The organism is Streptomyces sp. SS8 (assembly GCF_054072955.1).
The window spans coordinates 43202-61636 of sequence record NZ_JBSVCZ010000008.1 but is presented as its reverse complement, the minus strand read 5'-3'; the positions used below and the strand labels follow the sequence as shown (position 1 = coordinate 61636).

The following is an 18435-nucleotide window of genomic DNA, read 5'->3' as shown; positions in this document are numbered from 1 at the left end:
CCGCACCACCGCTTCACAGGCAACCGTCGGCCCGGAAGGAAACGGAGCACGCCCATGACCACGCCCGCACCCGCACCCGCATCAGCAACCACGCCCGCACCGGCCCCCGCCCCCCGGACGGCCGCCGTCACCGGCGCTGAGGGGTTCATCGGCTCGCACCTGGTCCAGGCGCTCGTCGCCGCCGGCCACCGGGTGCGCGCGATGGTCCAGTACAACTCCTTCTCCTCCTTCGGCTGGCTGGAGACCCTGCCCAAGGAGGTACTGGAGGAGGTGGAGATCGTCCTCGGCGACGTCCGCGACCCCGGTTCGGTGAACGGGCTGGTCAGGGGTGCCGAGGCCGTCTACCATCTGGCCGCGCTCATCGCGATCCCGTACTCCTACCGCGCCCCGCACAGCTATGTGGAGACCAACGTCACCGGCACCCTCAACGTGCTGGAGGCGGTGCGCCACCTGGAGATCCCGCGCCTGGTGCACACCTCCACCAGCGAGACCTACGGGACCGCGCGGACGGTGCCGATCACCGAGGACCACCCGATCAACACCCAGTCCCCGTACGCCGCGTCCAAGGCGGGCGGGGACCGGCTCGCCGACAGCTACCACGCCAGCTTCGGCACCCCCGTGGTCACCCTGCGGCCCTTCAACACCTACGGGCCGCGCCAGTCGATGCGCGCAGTCATCCCCACCGTGATCGGCCAGCTCGCCGCCGGGAAACGCACCATCACCCTGGGCGACCTGCGCCCCACCCGTGACTTCACCTACGTCCAGGACACCGCCGCCGCCTTCCTGGCCGTCGGCACCGCACCCGCCGAGGCCGTCGTCGGACGCACCCTCAACGCCGGCACCGGCGGGGAGATATCCGTCGGCGACCTGGTGGCCCTCATCGGCAAGCTCATGGACGCCGACGTCGAGGTCGTCCAGGACGAGAAGCGGGTGCGCCCCGCCGACTCCGAGGTGATGCGGCTGGTCTGCGACGCCGGCCGGCTGCGGGCGGCCACCGGCTGGGCGCCGGCCCACAGCCTGGAGGAGGGACTGGCCCGCACGATCGAGTTCTTCCGCGACCCGGCCAACCTCGCCCGCTACAAGACCGACCTCTACAACGTCTGAGCCGCGGGCGGGATCCTCCGCGGCACCCGCCGCGGGGAGCCGCCGCACCCGTCGCCGGCCCGCCGGCGAGCACCGCCGTCCATCACGTCCCGCCGTCCGTCACACGCGATCCGTCACACACGATCCGCCACCGTCCCCACGGAGAGGACAGCACCGATGCACGCAGTCATCATGGCCGGAGGCAAGGGAGTCCGGCTCCGCCCGTACACCACGGCCCTGCCCAAGCCGCTGGTGCCCATCGGCGACCAGCACGCGATCCTGGAGATCGTGATGCGCCAGCTCGCCTCGGCCGGGTTCACCAGCTGCACACTGGCCATCGGCCACCTGGGCCACATCATCCGCGCCTACGTCGGCGACGGCTCCCAGTGGGGTCTGCGCGTCGACTACACCACCGAGGACAGCCCGCTGGGCACCATGGGCCCGCTGCTGACGATGCTCGACCGGCTGCCCGAGCACTTCCTGGCGATGAACGGCGACATCCTCACCGACCTCGACTTCGGCGACGTGCTGCGCGGCCACCGGGACTCCGGGGCGCCGCTGACCATCGCCACCCATGTGCGCACCGTCTCCATCGACTTCGGCGTGCTGAGCACCGAGTCCGGGCGCGTCACCGGTTTCGCGGAGAAGCCCACCATGGACTACCGCGTCTCCATGGGCGTGTACGGTGTCTCGCGCGCCGCCCTGGCCCGCTACACGCCCGGCCTGCCGCTGGGCTTCGACGAGGTGGTGCTCGACCTGCTGGCGGACGGCACCCCGCCGCACGCCTACGACTTCGGCGGCTACTGGCTCGACATCGGAAGACCCGACGACTACGACCGCGCCAACGCCGAGTTCACCGCCCGCCGCGGCCAGTTGATCAGGGGAGCGTGACCGGGGACCATGCGCGTACTCGTCCTGGGGGCCACCGGCTATCTGGGCGGGCACACCGCCGGGCACCTGCGCGCCCAGCCGGGCGTGCGGGTGCTCGGCGCGGGCCGCGCGCCCGGTGCCGGCCCGCCCGCGGCTCCGGCTCCAACCCCGGCTCCATCCGTGGACCTGACGGTGGACCTGGCCACCGCCGCCCCCGCCGAACTGGCCTCCCTGATCCGGCAGGCGCGCCCGGACGCCGTGGTCAACTGCGCCGGCGCCGTCGGCGGCGACGCCCTCCACCTCACCGGGGTCAACGCCCGCGGCCCGGCCGCGCTCTGCGCGGCCCTGCGCGAGGCCGCGCCCGGAGCCCGCCTGGTCCACCTCGGCTCGGCCGCCGAGTACGGGCCGGGAACCCCCGGCCGCCCCCTGGCCGAGGACCACCCCACCCGCCCGGTGGGGCTCTACGGCGCCGCCAAGCTGGCCGGCACCCTGGCCGTCACCGGCTCCGGCCTGGACGTGGTGGTGCTGCGGGTGTTCAACCCCGTGGGCCCCGGCGCGCCGGCCGCCTCCCTGCCCGGGCGGCTCGCCGCCGAACTGCGCCGGGCCGGACCGGAGGGGGTGGTGCGGGTCGGGGACCTCTCGGCCCACCGCGACTTCGTCGACGCCCGCGACGTCGCCCGCGCCGCGACCGCCGCGGTCCTCGCCCCCGGGCCGCTGCCGCCGGTGCTCAACATCGCGGCGGGCGCCGCCCGAGCGGTGCGGGACGTGGCCGAGGGCCTGGCCGCGGCGGCCGGTTTCCGCGGCCGGATCGACGAGAAGGGGGCGGACTCGGCCCGCTCGGCCGCCGTCGCCTGGCAGCAGGCCGACATCACGGCCGCCGCCGGGGCACTGGGCTGGCGGCCCGGGTACACCCTGGAGGAGTCCCTGGCCGACCTGTGGGCGCGGGCGGCCGCCGCATGAGCGCGGGGCGCACGGGGCGCGCGGGGCACCGGGGCAGCGTCCCGGTGCCCGCCGCCGTACGGAGCCGGCGAGACCGGGGCCGGGGCCATCTGCTCGTACCGCTGTACGTCCACCCGGCCGTCGATCCGGGGGCGTGGGAGGCGGCGGTCCGGGCCGCCGGGCGGCTGTACGCGGTGGTCGTCAACGCCGCCGACGGCCCCGGGCCGCGCCCCGATCCGGCCCTCGCTGCGGCGGCGGCCCGGCTGCGGGGCGCCGGGGTGCCGCTGCTGGGGTACGTGGACACCGCCTACGGCGCGCGCCCGCCGCGCGCCGTACTCCGCGAGGTGCGCCGCCACCGCCGCTGGTACGGCGCGGACGGCGCCTTCCTGGACCGCGCCGCGGCCGGAGCCGAGCACCTGCCCCACTACCGGCGCACGGTGCGGGCCGCCCGGCTGCTGGGTGCGTCCACCGTCGTCCTCAACCCCGGCGTCCACCCCGACCCCGGGTACGCGCGACTGGCCGATGTGCTGGTCACCTTCGAGGGACGCTGGGAGGAGTACCGCCGCGCGGGCGTGCCCGCCTGGACCCGCGGCCATCCGCCGCACCGCTTCTGCCACCTGGTGTACGCCGTACCGGACCGGCTGGCCGCCGAGGCGGCCCGCACCGCCCACGAGCGCGGCGCGGCGGTGCACTGCGCGGTGCCGGGGGAGGGGGCCAACCCGTGGCGCTCGACCCCCCGGCCCGTGCTCGGCTGCGGGAGGATCACCCCGTGACCCGCTTCGAGCCTCGCCGCACGATCCTCCGCCCGGCCGCCCGGCTGCTCTGTCTCCTCCTGCTGCTGCCCGCGGCGGCCTGCTCGGAGGGCACCGCACCCGACCGGACGCCGCCCGGTGACGCCTCATCGCAGCGGAGCCGCTGGCGCCCGGCCCCCGGCACCACCTGGCAGTGGCAGCTCCAGGGCCGCATCGACCTCGACGTGGACGCCGAGGTCTTCGACATCGACGGCTTCGAGAACGGAGCGGAGACCGTCGCCGCCCTCCACGCCCGTGGCCGGAAGGTGATCTGCTACCTCAACGCCGGCGCCTGGGAGGACTTCCGCCCCGACCGGGACGACTACCCGCCGCAGGTGCTGGGCCGGAGCAACGGCTGGCCCGGCGAGCGCTGGGTGGACATCCGCCGCCTGGACGTCCTGCGCCCGATCCTGGCCGCCCGCGTCGACATGTGCGCGAGGAAGGGCTTCGACGCCGTCGAGCCCGACCTCCTGGACGGCTACCGCAACGACACCGGCTTCCCCCTCACCGCCCGCGACCAGCTCGCGTTCAACCGCATGGTCGCCGAACTCGCCCACCGGCGGGGGCTGTCGGTCGGCCTGAAGAACGACCTCGACCAGATCCCGCAACTGGTCGACGACTTCGACTTCGCGGTCAACGAGGAGTGCGCCGAGTTCGGCGAGTGCGCGAAGCTCGCCCCGTTCACCGAGCGCGGCAAGGCCGTCTTCCACGCCGAATACGCGCTGGACACAGAGGAGTTCTGCGACACCTCACGCCGCCTCGACCTCAGCTCCATCCGCAAGCGCCTCCCCCTGGACACCTGGCGCCGCACCTGCTGAGGAAACGTTCGCCGCCCGCGGAGGGCGGTGTGTTCCACGTCATGGCCGGGCTGTCCACGACGAGCGCGTTCGCCGCCGAGAACACCTGGATCAGGAACCTGACGAGCGGGTCGTGCGTCACCGCCCTGAGCGGCGGGGAGGTGAAGGCTCTGAGCTGCAACTCCGGCGACCTGACACAGCTGTGGGACCGACGGGACGACAGGACTATCCGCAGGGCCCACACGAGCCAGTGCCTCGACAGCGACTCATCCGGCAACGTCTACTGGCTGGAGTGCAACGGCGGGGCCCACCAGAAGTGGGTGTACGAGGGCACCAAGGTGAAGAACGTGGCCACGGGCCGGTACCTGGCCCACCGGCCCGGCTACTACTGGGTCGTGACCAGCGACAGCAGTTCGGCCAACCGCTCGGACTGGCGGTTCTTCGGCGGCTCGTAGCCTTTCCGCGGGCGGGCCGGGTCCGGTCGCCGGGGCCGGGACCGGCGACTATCCGACCCGGGCCCGGCCCAGGATCGCCGTGAGGTCGGCGGACGCCGGGAGCGTGCCGAAGGCGTGGCCCCACTCCCCGCCCAGCCGGGAGGCGCAGAACGCGTCGGCGACGGCCGGATGGCTGTGGCGCACCAGCAGGCTGCCCTGGAGGACGAGCGCCAGGCGCTCGGCGAAGGCGCGGGCGCGCAGCTGCGCGCCGACCGGGTCCTTCAGCTCCGGCAGCGTGGCCCGCACCCCGGCGGCGGCCGCGTCCAGACGGGCGTCGGCGCCGGCGGCGGCGTCCACCTCCGCCAGGACGGCGTCCAGCCCGGCCGGCTCCCTGTCCAGCGCGCGCAGTACGTCCAGGGCGGCGACGTTGCCCGAGCCCTCCCAGATCGACAGCAGCGGCGCCTCGCGGTACAGGCGCGGCATGCCCGACTCCTCCACGTAGCCGTTGCCGCCCAGGCACTCCAGCGCCTCGGCGGCGTGCGCGCTGCCGCGCTTGCACACCCAGTACTTGGACACGGCCAGGGCCAGGCGGCGGAAGGCGGCCTCCCGCTCGTCCCCGGCGTGCGCGGCGTCCACGGCCGCCGCCAGCCGCAGCCCGAGGGTGGTGGCGGCCTCCGACTCGACCGCCAGGTCGGCCAGGACCGAGCGCATCAGCGGCTGGTCGGCCAGCTTGGCGCCGAAGGCCCGCCGGTGGGCGGTGTGGTGCAGGGCCTGCCGCAGCCCGGCGCGCATGCCGGCGGCCGTGCCCAGGACGCAGTCCAGGCGGGTCATGTTGACCATCTCCACGATGGTGCGCACCCCGCGGCCCGCCTCGCCCACCGGCCAGGCCACGGCCCGGTCGTACTCGACCTCGGAGGAGGCGTTGGAGCGGTTGCCCAGCTTGTCCTTCAGCCGCTGCAGGTGCATGGCGTTGCGGGTGCCGTCGGGCAGCACGCGCGGCAGCAGGAAGCAGGTCAGGCCCTCGGGGGCCTGCGCCAGCACCAGGAAGACGTCGCTCATCGGGGCGGAGGTGAACCACTTGTGGCCGGTGAGCCGGTAGGCGCCGTCGCCGTCGGGTACGGCCTCGGTGGTGTTGGCCCGCACGTCCGAGCCGCCCTGCTTCTCGGTCATCGACATGCCCGCGATCAGCCCGGACTTGCCCAGCGGGGGCCGCAGCCCGAAGTCGTAGGAGCGGGCGGTCAGCAGCGGCTCGTAGGCGGCGGCCAGCTCCGGCCGGGCGCGCAGCGCGGGAACGGCCGCGTACGTCATGGAGACCGGGCAGCCGTGCCCGGCCTCCGCCTGGGACCACAGGTAGAACTTGGCGGCGCGTACCAGATGGGCGCCGGGGCGGTCCTCGGCCCAGGGCGCGGCGTGCAGCCCGTGCTCGACGGCGGTGGCCATCAGACGGTGCCAGGCGGGATGGAACTCCACCTCGTCCACGCGGTGGCCGTAGCGGTCGTGGGTGCGCAGGCGGGGCGGGACCTCCTCCGCCATCCGGGCCCAGTCCTGCACCTCGGGGGTGCCGGCCAGTGTGCCCAGCTCCCGCACCTGAGCCTCGCCCCACCGCGCGCCGTGGCGGCGCAGGGCCTCGAACACGGCGGGATCGTCCGCGGCGGTGAAGCCGGTCAGCGGCGGGGGCTGGTTGATCACTTCATGGGTGGCGCTCACGGCGACCTCCGGCGGGGACGGCGGCGGGCGGCGGTGCCCGTCCTTCCGACATTACAGATTCCATGTGTGTGATGGAAGACTGTAATGGCGGGGGAGGCTAGGATCGCACTGCCCATGAACAGCACAGACGCGACAGCCGGGGCGGCCCGGACGGACGGAACCGGCGGAACCGACGCCGCCCGGGGACTCGCCCTGCGCCCCCTGACGGCCCGCTCGGTCGTGCTCAGCACCCTGCTCGGCCACCACCCGCCCGCCCTGCCCGTCAGAGCCCTGGTGCGGGTCGGCGAACTCTTCGGGATCGCGGAGGGCACGGTACGGGTGGCGCTGTCGCGGATGGTCGCGGCCGGGGACCTGGCCCAGACCGCCGACGGCGCGTACGGCCTCACCGCGCGCCTGCTGGAGCGTCAGGCCCGACAGGACGACAGCCGCGCGCCCCGCACCCGTAAGTGGCGCGGCGAGTGGGAGATCGCCGTCGTCACCGCCGAGCGCCGGGACGCGGCCGACCGGAGCGCCCTGCGCCAGGCCATGGCCGCCCTGCGCCTGGCCGAACTGCGCGAGGGCACCTGGCTGCGCCCCGCCAACCTGCTGCGGCCCCGGCCGCCCGTCGTCGCCGGGCAGTGCACCCTGCTGACCGGCGCCCCCGACGGCGACCCGGCCGAACTGGCCGCCGCACTGTGGGACCTGGACGGCTGGGCGGCACGGGCCCGCGCCCTGGCCGCCGCAGCAGACGCCGCGGCGGAGGCCGGAGACCCGGCCCGGCGCTTCACCGTCTCGGCCGCCGTCCTGCGCCATCTGCTCGCCGACTCCCTGCTTCCGGCCGCGCTGCTGCCCGGCGACTGGCCGGGCGCGGCGCTGCGCGCCCGCTACGACGCCTTCGAGGCCGACCTGCGCGCCGTCCTGCGGCGCCACACGGCACCGGACTGACCGCGCCGGGCCGGGAGGGCGTCGTCCGGCGCCGGGCGCCCGCGCATGCGGGCACCCCGGCGTGCCCCGACCGCGGCTCGGCCACGGCTCAGCGCGGGGCGAGCACCACCCACACCTGCCCCTCGGCGAAGTTCAGCGGATCGCCGTCCGGCGTGGTGAACTCCGTGCCGCTCTCCGCCGACGGCCGCGACCAGCGCGCCTCGTACGCCCGGCCGCCGCGCAGCACCGTCGCCTCGCCGGAGCCGACGGTCTGCGAGTACGGGCTGACGCTGCCGCCGCGGTCCTTGAAGCGGGAGTCGCGGATCTCCACGCGCTGGACGACGACCGTGGGGGCCCCGAGCCGGCCGCCGCCGGCGGCGGCCGCCTCCCGGCCGTCGATGGAGACCAGCCAGCGGCCGTCCTCGGCCGACCAGGTGAAGACGTACCGGGTGGCGGGATAGCGGACGGTCTCCTCGGTGCCGGCCCGGCCGCCCCGCGGCGCCGGGCCGAAGCGGAAACCGATGTCGGAGGCGCCGCTCACCGCGTCGGGCGCCTCGCTCAGCACGCCCTCCGGGTCCAGATAGAGGTTGTGCGGGGCGGAGCGGTCCGGGCTGCGGGAGTAGGCGCCGGGCGCGTCGCCGGGCTGCATCAGATGCAGCGGGGAGTCCTCCAGCACCGGCCTGAGCCTGGACTGCGCCCCGGAGAAGGCGAAGGCCGGCTCGCCGAACTGCCGCAGCAGTTCGATGTCGGACTCCCGGGCGCTGCGCACCGGGCCCACCGAGGGCGGCAGATCGGAGGAGTACACGGCCAGCAGCCTGGTCAGCCCCGACTCGACCTGCTCCACATAGACGATGTCGGCCCGCTCCAGCCCCGTCTGGGGACGCGCGGCCGCCACGTTGTCGATCTTCACGGCGAGCACCGGCGCCGAGGCGTCCGGCACGCTCTCCCCGGTGAACGGGGAGCGGCCCTCCTGCTCCCCGTCGCCGTTGCCCGCCCCCGGGCAGCCCGTCAGCAGCGCGGCGCACGCCACCGCCGCCGCCAGCGCCCGCACCCGTGCCCGCACGGCCCGCCGCCCCGTGCCCCGCCCGCTTCCAGCCGTCCGCATCGCTCGCCGTCCCTCCGGCCGGGCGCCGCCGCGCCGCCTGATGACCTCTCACCCCATCCCTTGACCGGGACGGCCGGTTTCATGTCCCTGTGCCCCGCGCGGGTGACGGTGGCGCCGCCCGCGCTCCGGACGCGCCGGGGGCGTGTGTTCAACCGGCGCACATCCTTGCTCCCCGGAGCGGTCACGCGCAGTCCAGCCGGCCCGGCGAAGAAAGGAGGAGAGCCGGGCCCGCCGCACGGCGGGCCCGGCGATCCGCCGCCGCCCGGACCAGGAGGACCCGCCGTGTCCGTTTCCGCCGTGCCAGCCGTACCCGTGCCCGCCACGCCTCCCGCCCTCACCGGTGTCCCCGCCCAGCCCGCCGCGTCCGCGCCGGCCCCCGCCCGGCCCTCCGTACCCGCGGGCGACGGCTACACCGTCTCCCTCGCCCGCGACGAGGCGGACGTACGGGCCGCGCAGCGCCTGCGGTACGAGGTCTTCGCCGGCGAGCTCGGCGCCCGCCTGGCAGGCCCCGAACCGGGCCTGGACACCGACCCCTTCGACGCCCACTGCGACCACCTCCTGGTGCGGGAGCGGGCGACCGGGGAGGTGGTGGGCACCTACCGGCTGCTGCCGCCCGGGCGGGCACGCGTGGCCGGACGGCTGTACGCCGAGGCCGAGTTCGAGCTGGACGGGCTGCTGGACGGCGCCGGCCTGCGCGGCGATCTGGTGGAGGCGGGCCGCTCCTGTGTCCACCCCGGCCACCGCGACGGCGCCGTCATCGCCCTGATGTGGGCGGGCATAGCCCGCTATCTGGAGCGCACCGGCCACAACTGGCTCGGCGGCTGCTGCTCCCTGCCGCTGGCCGACGGTGGGGCGACGGCGGCCGCCGTGTGGGCCGCGGTCGCCGAGCGGCACATGGCCCCCGCCGAGCACCGGGTGCGCCCCCGGCTGCCGTGGCGCGCCGGGGGCGCGCAGCCGGCACCGGGCGCCACCGCCGGGACCACCCCGCGCGCCGCCTCCCGCAACGCGCTGCCGCCGCTGCTGCGCGGCTATCTGCGTCTGGGCGCCAAGGTCTGCGGGGAGCCCGCCCACGACCCGGACTTCGGCGTCGCCGACCTTTACGTGCTGCTGTCGCTGCGCGACACCAACCCGCGCTATCTGCGCCACTTCCTCTCCCTCCTCCCGGCCTGACGGAACCGGCGGCGAGCGGGACAGGACAGGGGAAGAGAAGGAGGAGGGAGGAGCGATGGGAGCACCGGACCGGGCGGACCCCGGGATGAACCCGTGGTTCCCGTTCTCGCCGTGCACCGTGGCCGGCTGCCTGCCCGGCCGCCCGGCGGCCGCCGGGGCGGTGCGGCGGGCGGCGCGCTGGGCGGCCCTGGCCGCCGTCCTGCCGGCGGGGGTGGCGCTGTCGCCGGTGGTGCGCCGCCTCGCCCCGGCCCGCCGCGGGAGGCTGGTGCGGTGGTGGTGCGGGGCGATCGCCGCCGCGCTGGGGGTACGGGTCCGCGTCACGGGCCGGCCCGCCGCCGGACCGGCGCTGGTGGTGGCCAACCACGTCTCCTGGCTGGACGTACCGCTGCTGGCCGCCGTCGCGCCCGGCCGGATGGTGGCCAAACGGGAGGTCGGACGGTACCCGCTGCTGGGGCGGCTGGCCGCCCGCGGCGGCACCCTGTTCGTCGACCGCGAGCGGCTGCGCTCCCTGCCGGGCACGGTCGCGGAGGTCGTCTCCGCCCTGCGCGCCGGCTCGACGGTGGTGGCCTTCCCCGAGGGGAGCACCCGGTGCGGCAGGGGTCGCGGGCCGTTCCGCGGGGCGCTGTTCCAGGCCGCGCTGGATGCCGGGGTGCCCGTGCAGCCGGTGGCGATCCGCTACCGGGCGCGCGGTCCGGCGCGGGGTACGGGCGCCACGGACACGGCGGAGGCGGTGGACACGCGGCCCGCCTTCGTCGGCGACGACACACTGACCGCCTCGCTGCGCCGGGTGGCCGCCGCCCGGGGCCTGATCGCCGAGGTGACCGTACTGCCGCCGCTGCCGCACGGCGCCCACCCCGACCGCCGCGCGCTGGCCGCCGCCGCGCGGGAGGCGGTCGAGACGGCCCTGGAGACGGGCGCGCGTGCGGTGGTGGCGGGCGCGGACCGCCGCCCGCCACCACCGCACGGACGTCAGCCCGCGGCGGCCCGACCCCCGTCGGCCCGGTCTCCCGCGGCCCCACGGGTCAGCCGGACCGTGTCCCGGTACCACAGCCCGCTGTCCTTGACGGTCCGGCGCTGGGTGGCGTAGTCCACGTGGACCAGACCGAACCGCTTGGCGTACCCGTAGGCCCACTCGAAGTTGTCCATCAACGACCAGGCGAAGTAGCCGCGCACGTCCGCACCGGCGCTCCGGGCCGCCGCCACCGCGCGGATGTGGTCGGCGAGATAGGCGGTGCGGTCGGCGTCGTTCACCGTGCCGTCGGCCTCCGGCTCGTCGTCGAAGGCCGCGCCGTTCTCGGTGATCACCGTAGGCAGCCCGTAGTCCTCGTGCAGCCGCACCAGCAGCTCGGTCAGTCGCTCGGGGACGATCTCCCAGTCCATCGCCGTGCGCGGCCGGCCCTGCGGGACGACCCGGGTCACCGGCAGCCCGTCCCGGCCGGTCGTGGAGCCGTCCTCGGCGGTGCCGGAGAAGACGTGGCCGGAGTAGAAGTTGACGCCGAGCACGTCCAGCGGTGTGGAGATCACCTCCAGATCACCGTCCTCCACGGGCAGGGTCACCCCTCGGGCGGCCAGGTCCTCCACCACGTCCCGCGGGTAGCGTCCGTGCACCAGCGGGTCCAGGTAGAGCCGGGTACCCATGCCGTCGGCGCGGCGCGCGGCGGCCCGGTCGGCCTCGCCGTCGCTCGCCGGGGTGGCGGTGCCCAGGTTGAGGGTGATGCCCAGCTCCTCGGGCGGACTCCCGGCGGCGCGCAGCCGCCGCGCGGCCAGTCCGTGGCCGAGCAGCAGGTGGTGGACGGCCCGCATGGAGTCGCCGAAGTCGCGGCGGCCGGGCGCGTGCACCCCCTGGTCGTAGCCGAGCACCGCCGAGCACCACGGCTCGTTCAGCGTCGTCCAGTGCCGGACGCGGTCGCCGAGGGCGTCGTGGGCGATCTCGGCGTAGTCGGCGAACCGGTACGCGGTGTCGCGCTCCGGCCAGCCGCCCGCGTCCTCCAGCTCCTGGGGCAGGTCCCAGTGGTAGAGGGTCACCCACGGGGTGACGCCGCGCTCCAGCAGCTCGTCGACCAGCCGGTCGTAGAAGGCGATGCCGCGCGGGTTGCCCTTCCCGCGGCCGCCCGGCTGGATGCGCGGCCACGCCAGCGAGAAGCGGTAGGTGTCCACGCCCAGGGAGGCGATCAGCTCCACGTCCTGCGGCATCCGGTGGTAGTGGTCGCAGGCGGTGTCGCCGTTCTCGCCGCCGGCCACGGCTCCGGGTACGCGGCAGAAGGTGTCCCAGATGGAGGGGGTGCGGCCGTCCTCGTCGACCGCGCCCTCGATCTGGTACGAGGAGGTGGCCACCCCCCAGCGGAAGTCCGCCGGCAGTCCGGCGACCGGCTCGGGCGCGGGGGCGGTCAGGGGGGATGCGGGAGTGGTGGCGGTCATGCTTCTCCGTCTCGGCGGTCGTCGTTCAGCCAGCAGGCGACGCTGCGGCCGGTTTCTGTGTCGTTGCCGGTGTCTGTATCTGTGTCCGAGCCGGTACCGGGGTCGGTCACGGGCGCGAGGTGGGGGGTGCGCAGGCCGCAGGGCTCGAAGGCCTTCGGGCAGCGGGGGTGGAAGGCGCAGCCGGACGGCATGGCCCGCAGGTCCGGCGGTGAGCCGGGTATGCCGGTCAGCTCGCGGCGCGGGCCGTGCAGCGCGGGGAAGGAGTGCAGCAGCCCGTGGCTGTACGGGTGGCGGGGGTCGCGGTAGATGTCGGCGGCCCCGGCCTGCTCCACGACCCGGCCGCCGTACATGATGGCGATCCGGTCGGAGAACTCGATCAGCAGCGAGATGTCGTGGGTGATGAAGACGACCGAGAAGTCCAGCTCCTCGCGCAGCCGCACCAACTGCCGCAGGATCTGGCGCTGCATCACCACGTCCAGCGCGGTGGTCGGTTCGTCCATGACGACGATCTCCGGCTCCAGGGCCAGCGCCATGGCGATCATCACCCGCTGCCGCATCCCGCCCGAGAGCTGGTGCGGATAGGCCCCCAGCCGGTCGGGGGAGATGCCCACCAGCGACAGCAGTTCCCGCGCCCGCCCGACGCGCTCGGCCCGGGACATCTGCGGCCGGTGGGCCTTCAGCACGTCGGTGAGCTGGGTGCGCACGGTGTGGACGGGGTTGAGGGAGTTCATCGCCCCCTGGAAGACGATGGAGACCTCCTGCCAGCGGAACGCCCGCAGCTCCCGCGGGGTCATGGCCAGCACGTCCACCGGCTCCCCCTCGCGCGGGTGGTAGCGCACGTCCCCGCCGGTGATCACCCCGGGTGGGGAGAGCAGTCGGGTGACGGCGTAGGCCAGGGTGGACTTGCCCGAGCCGGACTCGCCGGCCAGGCCCAGCACCTCGCCGCGGCGCAGGGTCAGGTCCACGTCGTGCAGGGCCCGCACCGCGCCGTCCCCGACGCCGTAGTCGACGGACAACCCGCCGATCTCCAGCACCGGCGGCCGCGTCGCGGCGTGTGGCGGGGCGCTCACGGGGGAGGTGGCCGATGTGCTCATACGGTGCTCTCCTCGGTCTCGCGCGCCCCGCCCGCTTCCCTCGCGGACTCCGCCCCGCCGCGCGGGGCGCGGGCGACGGGGGTGAAGCCGACCCGCATCCTCGCCCCGCCGCGGACGCGGACGGCGGTGCGCAGCCTGGGGTTGACGAACTCGTCGATGCCGAAGTTGATCAGTGTCAGCGCCGTGCCCAGCAGCGCGATGCACAGCCCGGCGGGCACGAACCACCACCACGCGCCCTGGCCGAGGGCCTGGTTGCTCTGCGCCCAGAACAGGATGGTCCCCCAGTTCCAGTGGGAGATGTCGGCCACGCCGATGAAGGCCAGGGTGATCTCCGACAGCACCGCGAAGATCACCGTCCCGACGAATCCGGAGGCGATGACGGCGGTCAGGTTCGGCAGGATCTCGAAGACGATGATCCGCCAGGTCGACTCGCCCGTGGCCCGCGCGGCCTGTACGTAGTCCCGGGCGCGCAGCGACATGGTCTGCGCGCGCAGCACCCGGGCCCCCCAGGCCCACGCGGTGAGGCTGATGACCACCGCGATGATCACGTCGCCGGAGTCCGGCAGGAAACTGGCGATGATGATGATCAGCGGCAGCCCGGGCAGGACGAGGAAGATGTTGGTGAGCGCGGAGAGCACCTCGTCGCCGATGCCGGACAGGAAGCCGGAACTCACCCCGACGAGCACCGACAGCAGCGTCGCGAAGAAGCCCGCGACGAAGCCCACCACGAGCACCCCGCGGGTGCCCACCAGCACCTGGGAGAAGATGTCCTGCCCGGTCTGCGTGGTGCCGAACGGGTGCTCGAGGGAAGGCGGCTGGAGCACGTCGTCGCTCATCGCGGACGGGTCGTGGGGGGCCAGCCACTCGCCTGCGACGGCGAGCAGGACGAACAGGCCCAGGATCGCCAGCCCGGTGGCGGTCTTGCCGTTGCGCAGGAAGCGCAGCCGGTCGCGGCGGGCCGCGGGCGGCGCGGCGGCGGGGACAGTGCCGACGGGGGCAGCGCTTTCGGACGCCTGTACGGCCATGGGTCAGCCCTCCTTCCGGGTGCGCGGGTCGAGGATCACGTAGAGCAGGTCGGCCAGGAGGTTGGCGGCCAGCACCGCGAGGGTGATGATCAGGAAGACGCCCTGCATCAGCGGGTAGTCCTTGGCGCCGACGCCCTGGAAGAGGACGTAGCCGATGCCGGGATAGGAGAAGACCATCTCCACCAGCAGCGTGCCGCCGACGATGAAGCCCAGCGAGAGCGCGAAACCGGAGACGTTGGGCAGGATCGCGTTGCGGGCGGCGTAGGAGAACATCACCCGGCGCTCGGGCAGCCCCTTGGCCTGGGCGACCATCACGTAGTCCTCGGAGGAGACGGTCACCATCATGTTCCGCATCCCCAGCACCCAGCCGGCCATCGCGCTGAGCACGACCGTCACGCCCGGCAGCACCGCGTGGTACAGCGCGCTGGAGACGAACGCCCCGCTCAGGGAGGGCACCAGGGAGGCGTCGTAGCCGCCGGAGGCGGGGAAGAGCGGCCACTGCACGGCGAACACCGCGATGGCGATCAGCCCCAGCCAGAAGTACGGGATGGCCGAGATGAAGGTGGTCACCGGCAGCAGCCCGTCCAGCCAGGAGCCGCGCTTCCAGCCGGCGAAGATGCCGATGCCGGTGCCGAGCAGGAAGCTGATCAGGGTCGTGGTGCCGACCAGGGCCAGCGTCCACGGCAGGCTCTGGGAGATGACCTCCGAGACGGGGGTGGGGAAGTAGGTGAACGACGTCCCCAGGTCCCCGCGGGCCAGACTGGCCCAGTAGTCGGTGTACTGCTGCCACAGCGAGCGGTCCCGGTCGAGCCCGAAGAGGGCCTCCAGGGAGGCGATGGACTTGCTGGAGAGCTGGCCCTGGTAGCGGGCGAGCAGCGACTGCACCGGATCGCCGGGCATCAGCCGGGGGATGAGGAAGTTGATGGTGATGGCCGCCCAGGCGGTCAGCAGGTAGAAGGCCAGGCGCTGGAGGACGAACTTCACGACGCGGCCCCCCGTCCCGTCCCGGCGGCCGACGCGTCACCGGCGGCCGGGGCGCCCTCGGAGGTGTCGTACAGCCAGCAGGCCGCCCACTGGCCGCCGTCGAGCTCGAAGCGCGGCGGGGTCCGGTCGCGGCAGCGCTCCATCGCCAGCGGGCAGCGCGGGTGGAAACGGCACCCGGCAGGCGGCGAGATCAGGCTGGGCGGCTCGCTCGCCGAGGGGTCCGCGCCCTCCCCGCCGTCCTCGCCGATCGCACCGTCCCCGCTGCTCCCGCTGCCACCGGTGACCCGGTCCGGGTCGGGGGCGGAGGCCAGCAGCAGCCGGGTGTAGGGGTGGGCGGGGCGCTGGGTGACGGTCTCGCTGTCACCGCCCTCGACCATCCTCCCCGCGTACATCACCAGCGTCTCGTCCGCGAAGTAGCGTGCGGAGGCGATGTCGTGGGTGATGTAGAGGATCGCCAGGTCCAGCCGCTCCCTCAGGTCGCGCAGCAGGTTGAGCACGCCCAGGCGGATGGAGACGTCCAGCATGGAGACCGGCTCGTCGGCCAGCAGCACCCGCGGATCGGCGGCCATGGCGCGGGCGATGGCCACCCGCTGGCGCTGCCCGCCGGACAGCTCGTGCGGGAAGGCGTCCAGATAGCGGGAGGCCGGGGTGAGCTGCACCCGCTCCAGCAGCGCGGCCAGCGCCTTCTCCAGCTCCGCCGCGCCGCTGCCGGCCCGGCCGTGGATGCGCAGCGCGCGGGTGAGGTGGTAGCGCACGGTGTGCACCGGGTTGAGCGAGGCGAACGGGTCCTGGAAGATCAGCTGGACGTGCCGGCAGTACGCGCGGAACGCCTGCCCCCGTCCGGCCCGCACCGGCCTGCCGTCCAGCCGGATCTCCCCGGCGGTCGCCGGGTAGAGCTGGGCGAGCAGCCGGGCGACGGTGGACTTGCCCGACCCGGACTCGCCCACCAGCGCGGTCACCGAACCGCGGCGCAGCCGCAGCGACACGTCGTCCACCGCGTGCACGGCCCGGCGCTCCCCGCCCAGCAGCGCGCGGGCGCCGCGTCGCACGGGGAAGTGCTTGCTCACCCCCTCGGCCTCCAGCACCACGCGCCCGTCTGAGGCGGTGCCGGGCCCGGAAGCGGGGCCGGGCGGTGGTGCGGCGTGTTCTTCGGAGCGTTCTTCGGACATGACTCTTCCTGTCGTCCCTGTGGTCGTGGCTGTCGTGCCGCCTGTGCCGGGCGCGCGGGCGCCGGAGGCGCCGGACGGGGCCCGCCCCGCCGCGGTGCGGGGATGGGATGCGGTGTGCGACGGGGCGGGGGTCGCCCGGCTTCGGAGCCCGCGCGCCGTCAGGAGGCGGGGCGCAGATGCAGGACGACGTCCAGGGAGTTGGGCTGGGTGGGCTGCGGCGGCGCGTACGGGTCGGACTCCGAGGGCCAGCCGACCCAGTTGCGGGTGCTGTACTCGGCGCCGATGGGAGCGGCGGCGGTCGCGATGAGCGGCACCTCCTCGACCATGATCCGCTGGAGTTCGTTCAGCGCCTCGGTGCGGGTGCCCTCGTCGCCCGCGCCCGCGTACTCCTTGAGCGCCCTGGTGGCCGCCTCGTCGCGGAAGCGGCCGAAGTTGCCGCCGGGGGAGGCCTTGCCGACCGGCTGGTACAGCTCGCCGTCCATCACGTGCTGGTACATGTCGTACGGGGTGGCGCCGCTGTTGGTCCAGTGCAGGCTGGCGTCGAAGTCGCCCTCGTTCATCGCGGTGGTCCAGGCGTCGACGGTCTGGGTCTTCACCTTGGCCTCGATGCCGATCTTCTTGACGTTGTCCTTGATGATCGACAGACCGGTGAGGTAGTCCGACCAGCCGGCCGGGTCGGTGAGCGTCATCGTCACCGGCTTGCCCGAGGGATCCTTCAGGACGCCCCCGTTCAGCGTGTAACCGGCCTTCTTCAGCTCCTTCCTGGCGGCCTCGACGTCCACCTTCAGCTTCTCGCCCTTGTACTCGGGCGCGATGAAGGGCTCGCCGGCGGGCAGCGGGATGCCCGTCACGCTCTCGATCTCCGGGTAGAGCGTGGCCTGCGCCCGGACGTGGATGGCCTCGCGGTCGACGACGTGGTTGATCGCGCGGCGCAGTGCCGGGTCGTCAAAGGGCTTCTTGGCGGTGTTGAACCACAGGCCGTGGACGCCCAGTCCGGAGGGGAACCAGAGCTTGTGGTGCTCGGGGTCCTTGGCGACGTAGATCTTCTCGTAGTCGGGGGTGAAGACGAAGGACCACTCGCAGGTGCCGTTGGCCAGGGCCGTGGTCTGCGCGTTGTTGTCGTTGTAGGAGGTGTAGCGCAGCTCCCTGACCTTGGGCTCCTCCTGCCAGTAGGTGTTGCGGGCGGTGAGGGTGATGGTCTGCGGCGTGAAGGACTTGAGCGTGTACGGGCCGGTGCCCACGGGCTTCTTGTTGGGCCAGGTCTCGGGGTTCTTCACCTTCGACCAGATGTGCTCGGGCACGACGAAGGTGGTCAGGATCTTGCTCTGGTTGACGAACTGCGACTCGGGAAAGGTCAGTTCGACGGTGTCGCCCTCGCGGCTGATGCCGTCGTAGGGGATGGCGTTGGTGTTGAGCGCCTCGTTCTCCTTCAGCAGCCGGAAGGTGAACTCCACGTCCTTCGCGCCGAACTCCTTCCCGTCGGACCAGGTGGGCCCGTCCTGCACGGTCAGGGTGAGCTTCCGGTAGTTGTCCGCCCACTTCCACTCGCTGGCCAGCCAGGGCGTGCCCTCCTCGGCGGGGCGGACGCCGTTCACCATCACCAGCGGCTCGTAGATCATGTGGCGGTAGCCCAGGGAGGCGCCCGCGGAGGTGCCCAGGAACGGGTTGCTGTTGTCGGTCTGCGGGCCGTTGGGCATGCCGACGGTCAGCACGCCCTCGCCGCCCTCGGTCTGCCCGCCGCCCGCGCCGGGGGCACCCGCGGTGCAGCCGGCGAGCAGGGCGGTGGCGGCCAGGGCCACCGCGATGGCGGTTCTGGTCCGGGTCCGGACTCTCATTCTGTCTCCTCCTGGTCTTTTCCGTTTTCGATCGCGGTGGGTGAGGGAGCGATCTCGACTGGTCTTTGAGAGCGCTCTCAGAGTGGCTGGAACTCTGCCCCTGAGAGCGCT

Annotated in this window: 17 protein-coding genes; 9 read left to right on the top strand and 8 right to left on the bottom strand. The window is 74.3% G+C overall.

All coding sequences use genetic code 11. From position 1 onward, the window contains the following. The first annotated feature begins 54 nt into the window (after positions 1-54). From ACW69E_RS10295 to ACW69E_RS10270, 6 genes are all read left to right on the top strand, one after another. Entirely contained in the window at positions 55-1104 is a 1050-nt protein-coding gene (locus ACW69E_RS10295; RefSeq protein WP_457497856.1) for an SDR family NAD(P)-dependent oxidoreductase, read from the top strand. 156 nt (positions 1105-1260) lie between these two features. Continuing rightward, a complete protein-coding gene (locus ACW69E_RS10290) occupies positions 1261-1974 on the top strand; it encodes a sugar phosphate nucleotidyltransferase (RefSeq protein ID WP_206347892.1) in 714 nt (237 codons plus the stop codon). A gap of 9 nt (positions 1975-1983) precedes the next feature. Next, the gene (locus ACW69E_RS10285) at positions 1984-2913 is read left to right on the top strand and encodes an NAD-dependent epimerase/dehydratase family protein (RefSeq protein ID WP_457497855.1); all 930 of its coding nucleotides are present in this window, start codon (positions 1984-1986) and stop codon (positions 2911-2913) included. Then, positions 2910-3665: a spherulation-specific family 4 protein gene (locus ACW69E_RS10280; RefSeq protein WP_457497854.1), complete on the top strand. Its 756-nt coding sequence runs from the start codon at positions 2910-2912 to the stop codon at positions 3663-3665. Before ACW69E_RS10285 ends, ACW69E_RS10280 begins: the two co-directional genes overlap by 4 nt. Continuing rightward, the gene (locus ACW69E_RS10275; RefSeq protein ID WP_457497853.1) at positions 3662-4501 is read left to right on the top strand and encodes an endo alpha-1,4 polygalactosaminidase; all 840 of its coding nucleotides are present in this window, start codon (positions 3662-3664) and stop codon (positions 4499-4501) included. The genes ACW69E_RS10280 and ACW69E_RS10275 overlap by 4 nt, the downstream gene beginning before the upstream one ends. A 29-nt stretch (positions 4502-4530) precedes the next feature. Further along, a complete protein-coding gene (locus ACW69E_RS10270; RefSeq protein ID WP_457497852.1) occupies positions 4531-4935 on the top strand; it encodes an RICIN domain-containing protein in 405 nt (134 codons plus the stop codon). 48 nt (positions 4936-4983) lie between these two features. On the opposite strand, the gene ACW69E_RS10265 is transcribed toward ACW69E_RS10270, so the two are convergent. Next, positions 4984-6621: an acyl-CoA dehydrogenase family protein gene (locus ACW69E_RS10265; protein ID WP_457497851.1), complete on the bottom strand. Its 1638-nt coding sequence runs from the start codon at positions 6619-6621 to the stop codon at positions 4984-4986. A 114-nt stretch (positions 6622-6735) separates the two neighbouring features. Here ACW69E_RS10265 and ACW69E_RS10260 point away from each other — a divergent pair, with 114 nt between their 5' ends. Continuing rightward, positions 6736-7545 (top strand): PaaX family transcriptional regulator C-terminal domain-containing protein, encoded by an 810-nt coding sequence (locus tag ACW69E_RS10260; RefSeq protein ID WP_457497850.1) that lies wholly within the window; start codon positions 6736-6738, stop codon positions 7543-7545. Between the two features lie 88 nt (positions 7546-7633). Here ACW69E_RS10260 and ACW69E_RS10255 read toward each other — a convergent pair whose 3' ends face one another. Continuing rightward, positions 7634-8629 (bottom strand): DUF3048 domain-containing protein, encoded by a 996-nt coding sequence (locus ACW69E_RS10255; RefSeq protein ID WP_457497849.1) that lies wholly within the window; start codon positions 8627-8629, stop codon positions 7634-7636. Between the two features lie 297 nt (positions 8630-8926). On the opposite strand from ACW69E_RS10255, the gene ACW69E_RS10250 reads away from it, so the two are divergent. Both ACW69E_RS10250 and ACW69E_RS10245 read left to right on the top strand, forming a co-directional pair. Then, positions 8927-9799: a GNAT family N-acetyltransferase gene (locus ACW69E_RS10250; protein ID WP_457497848.1), complete on the top strand. Its 873-nt coding sequence runs from the start codon at positions 8927-8929 to the stop codon at positions 9797-9799. Between the two features lie 55 nt (positions 9800-9854). Then, the gene (locus ACW69E_RS10245; protein WP_457497847.1) at positions 9855-10886 is read left to right on the top strand and encodes a lysophospholipid acyltransferase family protein; all 1032 of its coding nucleotides are present in this window, start codon (positions 9855-9857) and stop codon (positions 10884-10886) included. Here the strand turns inward: ACW69E_RS10245 and ACW69E_RS10240 are convergent. The 6 genes from ACW69E_RS10240 to ACW69E_RS10215 form a co-directional block, all read right to left on the bottom strand. Continuing rightward, positions 10769-12217: a GH1 family beta-glucosidase gene (locus ACW69E_RS10240; protein ID WP_457497846.1), complete on the bottom strand. Its 1449-nt coding sequence runs from the start codon at positions 12215-12217 to the stop codon at positions 10769-10771. The two genes, ACW69E_RS10245 and ACW69E_RS10240, sit on opposite strands and share 118 nt — an antisense overlap. Beyond that, positions 12214-13311, bottom strand: a complete 1098-nt coding sequence (locus ACW69E_RS10235) for an ABC transporter ATP-binding protein (protein ID WP_457497845.1) — start codon at positions 13309-13311, stop codon at positions 12214-12216. Before ACW69E_RS10235 ends, ACW69E_RS10240 begins: the two co-directional genes overlap by 4 nt. Further along, positions 13308-14336 carry an ABC transporter permease gene (locus tag ACW69E_RS10230; RefSeq protein ID WP_457497844.1) on the bottom strand — a complete coding sequence of 343 codons (1029 nt, stop codon included), beginning with the start codon at positions 14334-14336 and terminating at the stop codon, positions 13308-13310. The genes ACW69E_RS10235 and ACW69E_RS10230 overlap by 4 nt, the downstream gene beginning before the upstream one ends. Positions 14337-14339: 3 nt before the next feature. After that, positions 14340-15320, bottom strand: a complete 981-nt coding sequence (locus ACW69E_RS10225) for an ABC transporter permease (protein WP_457497843.1) — start codon at positions 15318-15320, stop codon at positions 14340-14342. Continuing rightward, entirely contained in the window at positions 15317-16489 is a 1173-nt protein-coding gene (locus ACW69E_RS10220) for an ABC transporter ATP-binding protein (RefSeq protein ID WP_457497842.1), read from the bottom strand. The genes ACW69E_RS10225 and ACW69E_RS10220 overlap by 4 nt, the downstream gene beginning before the upstream one ends. A gap of 158 nt (positions 16490-16647) precedes the next feature. Continuing rightward, the gene (locus ACW69E_RS10215) at positions 16648-18324 is read right to left on the bottom strand and encodes an ABC transporter substrate-binding protein (RefSeq protein WP_457497841.1); all 1677 of its coding nucleotides are present in this window, start codon (positions 18322-18324) and stop codon (positions 16648-16650) included. Between the last annotated feature and the right edge of the window lie 111 nt (positions 18325-18435).